This is a genomic window from Kitasatospora sp. NPDC056138, from assembly GCF_042264695.1.
GTDB lineage: Bacteria > Actinomycetota > Actinomycetes > Streptomycetales > Streptomycetaceae > Kitasatospora.
In genome coordinates this window covers 1-5,568 of the sequence record NZ_JBHJVK010000143.1, presented here as the reverse complement: position 1 = coordinate 5,568, position 5,568 = coordinate 1, and the positions used below count along the sequence as shown (strand labels likewise).

At 69.8% G+C, this 5,568-nt stretch carries 3 protein-coding genes and 2 pseudogenes; all 5 read left to right on the top strand.

Features of this window, described 5'->3' with window-relative positions; genetic code table 11:
• Window positions 1–108: pseudogene (locus tag ACFC1R_RS38435) on the top strand (roadblock/LC7 domain-containing protein); the annotation flags it as partial.
• 164 nt (window positions 109–272) lie between these two features.
• Entirely contained in the window at window positions 273–932 is a 660-nt protein-coding gene (locus ACFC1R_RS38430; RefSeq protein WP_375946370.1) for a DUF742 domain-containing protein, read from the top strand.
• A complete protein-coding gene (locus tag ACFC1R_RS38425; RefSeq protein WP_045306887.1) occupies window positions 913–1,497 on the top strand; it encodes an ATP/GTP-binding protein in 585 nt (194 codons plus the stop codon). The genes ACFC1R_RS38430 and ACFC1R_RS38425 overlap by 20 nt, the downstream gene beginning before the upstream one ends.
• A gap of 391 nt (window positions 1,498–1,888) precedes the next feature.
• Window positions 1,889–5,488, top strand: coding sequence for a nitrate- and nitrite sensing domain-containing protein (locus ACFC1R_RS38420; protein ID WP_375946369.1), 3,600 nt, complete (start codon window positions 1,889–1,891; stop codon window positions 5,486–5,488).
• Window positions 5,489–5,498: 10 nt separating this feature from the next.
• Window positions 5,499–5,568, top strand: a pseudogene (locus tag ACFC1R_RS38415) (roadblock/LC7 domain-containing protein); the annotation flags it as partial.

Genomic DNA, 5,568 nt, shown 5'->3' with positions numbered 1-5,568 from the left:
TCCGACATCGGCCTCGTCGGGTACGAAATGGCCCTGCTCGTCGACCGGGCCGGCGCCGTCCTCACCCCCGCACTCCGCGCAGAACTCCAGGGCAGTCTCCTGCACTGACGGTTCGTCGGATACCGTCCTGGTATTCGAAAGACCTCCGGCCCGTCCCGGGACCGTGTCAATCACGGTCCCGGGATCGGGCGTTGTACGGCTTTCGCACAACCTGCTCGGCCCCTGCGGCCCGAGCTCGCACCGCACCGCCGCACCATGTGAGGAGAGGAACCGTGACCCCGCCCGACGACCGCAGCGGCCAGTACGGCGTTCCGTACCCTGGCACCGGCCATGATGCTTTCGGAGCACCCGGTGTCGGCCACGGTCAGCACCCCGGCCCTGCGGGCCAGCAGTACCCCGGCTACCAGTACGACGGCCAGCAGCAGTTGATGGACCATCAGCAGCCGCAGCGCCGGCCGTACGGCCAGCAGACTTACAGCGAACAGCAGTTCGTCCAGCCCAGCCCCGGTCATCAGGGCTATCCGGGCCCGGAGGACTTCCCCGAACAGGCCGAGGACCCCGGCTACGCCGAGGAGTTGGACGACCACGACTCGGGGCCGCTGATCCGCCCGTTCGCGATGACCGGCGGCCGTACCCGGCCCCGTTACGAACTGGCCCTGGAGGCACTGGTCTCCGCCAGCGTCGCCCCCGAGCGCCTGGCCACGATGTTGCCCGAACACCAGCGGATCTGCACCCTCTGCACCGAGGTCAAATCCGTGGCCGAGGTCTCCGCGCTGCTCTCCATCCCCCTGGGAGTGGCCCGGATCCTCGTGGCAGACCTGGCCGAGGCCGGTCTTGTCGCCATCCACCAGCCCGCTGCCGGCGGCGAATCCGGCAACCAGCCCGACGTCACGCTGCTCGAAAGGGTCCTCAGTGGACTTCGCAAGCTCTAACGCGGCCGCCGCCAGCCGCGCCACCACCTCCGCGAAGATCGTCGTGGCAGGCGGCTTCGGCGTCGGCAAAACCACCCTCGTCGGCGCCGTCTCCGAGATCAACCCCCTGCGCACCGAAGCCGTCATGACCAGCGCCAGCGCCGGCATCGACGACATCAGCCACGTCTCCGGCAAGACCACCACCACGGTCGCCATGGACTTCGGCCGCATCACCCTCGACGAAGACCTGATCCTCTACCTCTTCGGCACCCCCGGACAGGACCGGTTCTGGTTCATGTGGGACGACCTCGTCCGCGGCGCCATCGGCGCCGTCGTCCTCGTCGACACCCGCCGCCTCGCCGACTGCTTCCCCGCCCTCGACTACTTCGAGAACAGCGGACTCCCCTTCGTCGTCGCCCTCAACGGCTTCGACGGACACCAGCCCCACACCGGGGACGAAGTCCGCGAAGCACTCCAGCTCGGCCCCGACACCCCCGTCATCACCCTGGACGCCCGCCGACGCGACAGCGCCAAGAGCGCCCTCATCACCCTCGTCGAGCACGCCCTCCTCGCCCGACTGCGCTGACCGGAAACGATGCCTGGACCAGACCATCTGCCCAGGTCATCGACACAGAAAGCGCGAACCTGCCCACTTCTCTTCACAGGGAAGTGGGCAGGTTCACAGCGGTGCATAACAGTTCGGTAGGCATTTAAAGATCGAAAGTAACACAGAGTCGCGATTTCGACCCACTCTGCAGCATCTGGCCCGAGTTTTGCCAGCATCGTTAGGGAATGTCCGATTTGTTCCTTACCCATCGCGTACAGGTGACTGTTTGTTCCGTTTCCCCGCACGTGCTGGAATTCCAGCTACCCCGTAGTCACCCAGGGAACGTTCCACCCAGCAGCGGGCTGCGGCAAGCGGGGGAAAGCCGCTGGATTGATCCATGGCCGCCAAGCGGCCGAGAGGTTGTTGTCGAGTGAGGCGTAAGCAGCCAAGCACCCCGCAGCGGCGCTCCGAGCCCCGCGAGAACGAGGCGGTCGGTAGCGGCCAGCCGTCGACCGGCGGGTTCTCTGCGTTCACCCCGGCCGGTGAGGACCGTACGTCCCCCGGACCGGCACCCCAGGTCCTCAGCGGACCGGGCGGACCGGGCTCGCTGAGTGGCGCGCCCAAGCGCCCGATCCCGGGCAAGGGCGACGGCAGGAAGGACGCCAAGGGCCCCCGGCCCGACGCGCCGAACGCCGGCCGGACCACCGAGGAACTCCGGCAGAGCTCCGGCAAGTACGACTTCCTGGCCCCGCGCAACTGGCGCGTGCCGACCCGACTGGTCTCCATCCTGCTGATCCCGGTCGTCATCGGCCTGGTCTTCGGCGGCCTGCGCGTCAACACCTCGATCGACCAGTTCACCACGGCCGATCACGCGGAGAAGACCGCCGAGCTGGCCCGCTCCGCCACCGAGCTGGCGGACTCGCTGCAGTCCGAGCGCGACCTCTCGGTGATCCCGCTGATGACCGGCCGCGACGACCAGGGTTCGATACCCAAGCTTCGCGCCAGGACCGACAAGGCCCTGGCCGCGTACAACGCCGCGTTCAAGAAGGTCTCCGGCGACGCCACGCTGGCCCGCCGCAACGACGCCTTCCAGCAGCTGGTGATCGACCTCCCGCACCTGCGGGACAACGCCTACAAGCCCGAGCTGTTCGCCACCGCGACCCAGGCCGCGTACTCGACGCTGTTCGCCCCGCTGCTGGCCATCGACAACTCCGTCGGCTACGGCAGCTCCGACGTCACCAGCAAGGGCCGCGCGATCTACGCCCTGTCGCTGGCCAAGGCCTCGGCCTCCAGCCAGCGTTCGCTGATGCTCACCCTGCTCGTCGGCATCGGCACCAAGTCGGTGACCAAGTACGAGAACGGCGAGCTGATCCAGACCCTGCTGGTCTCCAGCAAGCTGGAGCAGACGGCGCTCAACGAGTTCAGCACCGGTAGCACCCCCGAGGACGGCAAGGTCTACTCGGACGCCCTGGTCCAGCAGGCCGCCGAGGACGCGCGCTCGCCGCTGCGGATGCCCGACAACAACACCGTCCCGACCATGCAGGGCCTGATGAACATCGGGCTCTCGTACACCGACGCCGCCCTGGCCGGTATGAGCAACGGTGAGGCCGCGGCCGACCACAGCTTCGACACCGCCCAGAAGGAAGGCCTCAACACCGCCAACTGGATGCAGGCGACCGGCAGCCACCTGACCTCGCTGCGCGCCGCCGAGACCAAGCTGCTCGACCAGGTCGTCTCCAGCACCCAGGACATCAAGTCCAACGCCCAGTTCGACGCGATCCTCAACTCGGCCATCGTGGTCGCCGCGCTCGCGCTGGCCGGTCTGCTGACCGGCTTCATCGCCCGCTCGATGATCCTCGGCATGCGCGTCCTGAACACCGCCGCGCTGGACATCGCCAACCACCGTCTGCCGGACCTCGTCGACAAGCTCTCCCAGACCGACCCCGAGCGGGTGGACACCTCGGTGGCCCAGATTCCGCTCTGGGGCAAGGACGAGATCGGAGAGGTCGCCCGCGCCTTCGACCAGGTCCACCAGCAGGCGGTCTCGCTGGCCGCCGAGCAGGCCCTGCTCCGAGGGAACGTCAACGCGATCTTCACCAACCTGTCGCGTCGCAGCCAGGGCCTGATCCAGCGCCAGCTGGCGCTGATCACCGAGCTGGAGAACAACGAGGCCGACCCGGACCAGCTGGAGAACCTCTTCAAGCTGGACCACCTCGCGACCCGTATGCGCCGCAACGGTGAGAACCTGCTCGTCCTCGCGGGCGAGGAGGCCGGCCGCCGCTGGAACACCCCGGTCCCGCTGGTCGACGTGCTCCGCGCCGCCGCCTCCGAGGTGGAGCAGTACGAGCGTGTCGAGCTCTCCGGCATCCCGGAGGCCGAGATCGTCGGCGCCGCCGTGACCGACCTCGTCCACCTGCTCGCCGAGCTGCTGGAGAACGCCACCACCTTCTCCAGCCCGCAGACCCGCGTGCTGGTCAACGCCACCGGCCTGCCGGACGGCCGGGTGCTGGTCGAGATCCACGACAAGGGCATCGGCCTCACCGCCGAGGACTTCGCCGAGATCAACGAGAAGCTGGCCGAGCCGCCCACGGTCGACGCCACCATCTCGCGCCGCATGGGCCTCTTCGTGGTCGGCCGGCTGTCCCAGCGGCACGACATCCGCGTGCAGCTGCGTCCCTCCGGCGAGTCGGCCGGCACCACCTCGCTGGTCATGCTCCCGCCGTTCCTCACCCAGATGCGGCACGCGCCGGAGCCCGAGGAGCAGTTCACCGTCTCGCGGATCTTCGAGCAGGAGCCGCAGGAGCCCTGGGCCCAGGAGATCCCGGGCGGCCAGCGCAGCGCCGCCGAGCTGGGCTTCGACGACCACCTGACCGGCAACAGCGGCAGCAGCGGCTTCAGCCCGGCCCTGGAGGCCATGCAGCGCTCCCAGCGCCTGGACCAGCAGCGCCGCCGCGCCGCCCTGGACGCCGCCCCCGAGGCCCTGGAGGCCGAGGAGGTCATCGAGGCCGAGCTGGAGGAGGTCCCGCAGGCTCCCGGTGAGCCGTACGGCTACCAGCAGGGCACCGACGCGGGCTACCAGTACGGCCAGGAGCAGTACCAGGCCCAGGGCTACCAGCAGAACGCCCAGCAGGACCCGTACGGCCGCCAGCAGTACGCGGACGACTACGGCTACCAGCAGGGCGAGCAGCAGTACCAGGGCCAGCAGCAGTACGGCCAGGAGCAGTACCAGCCCCAGGCCTACCGCGAGGACCAGTACGCCGACGACTACGGCTACCGCGAGGACCAGTACGGCCGCGGCGGACAGCAGTTCGAGCAGGACCAGCCGTTCGGCGGCCGGCCCGACCAGGCCGCGGACCACCCGTACACCCCCGAGGCGTACCCGGCCGAGCCGGCTGCGCTGCCCCCGGCGGCACCGCAGTCCGGCCCGCTGGGCTCGGGTCTGCCGCAGCGCCGTCCCGGCCAGCAGCTGAGCGGTGGCGGAGCCGGTTCGAACCGGGCGGTCGGTGGCGGCTTCGGCGGCCCGTCGGCCTTCGGCGACCAGGGCGGCGGCGAGAGCCCGAACTGGTTCGCCGGCGCCAAGGACACCTCGTCCGGCCTCCCGGACAACCGCAGCCACGAGGTGTCGGCACTCGGCGGCTACGGCCCGACCGGACCGACCAGCTCGCCGAACGCGGCCTGGCAGTCGCCCAACGACAGCGACTGGCAGCGCGCCGAGCAGCTGCGCGAGCCGGCGGCCGGCGGCACCACGCCCTCCGGCCTGCCGCGCCGGGTACCCAAGCAGAACCTGGTCGCCGGCAACGCCAAGGCAGCCCCGCAGGACCTCCCGCAGGACGGCCCGCAGGTCTCCCGCAGCCCCGAGGAGGTCCGCGGCCGGCTGACCAACCTGCGCCGCGGCGTCGAGCAGGGCCGCAGCGCGAGCGGCGACGGCTCCACCGGGAGCTTCCGGATCGACCCCGACCGGGGTGGTTCCGGCAACGGACAGCAGAGCAGCACCGATCTCTTCGGCGGCTCGAACCACCAGGAGCGTTGAGTTGAGTCAGATGAGCCAGGCCGCACAGAACCTGAACTGGCTGATCACCAATTTCGTGGACAACACCCCCGGGGTGTCGC